This window comes from Streptomyces rubellomurinus, assembly GCF_000961885.1.
GTDB classification, from domain to species: Bacteria; Actinomycetota; Actinomycetes; order Streptomycetales; family Streptomycetaceae; genus Kitasatospora; species Kitasatospora rubellomurina.
The window spans coordinates 1-215 of sequence record NZ_JZKH01000404.1 but is presented as its reverse complement, the minus strand read 5'-3'; the positions used below and the strand labels follow the sequence as shown (position 1 = coordinate 215).

Annotated in this window: 1 rRNA gene; it reads left to right on the top strand. The window is 56.3% G+C overall.

Going from position 1 to position 215, the window contains the following annotated elements:
• Positions 1-215 (top strand): 23S ribosomal RNA (locus VM95_RS38380); the annotation flags it as partial.

Genomic DNA, 215 nt, shown 5'->3' with positions numbered 1-215 from the left:
CGATAGCGGATAGTACCGTGAGGGAATGGTGAAAAGTACCGCGGGAGCGGAGTGAAATAGTACCTGAAACCGTGTGCCTACAAGCCGTGGGAGCGTCGTTCATCAGCTTGCTGGTGGGCCGTGACTGCGTGCCTTTTGAAGAATGAGCCTGCGAGTTTGCGGTGTGTAGCGAGGTTAACCCGTGTGGGGTAGCCGTAGCGAAAGCGAGTCCGAAT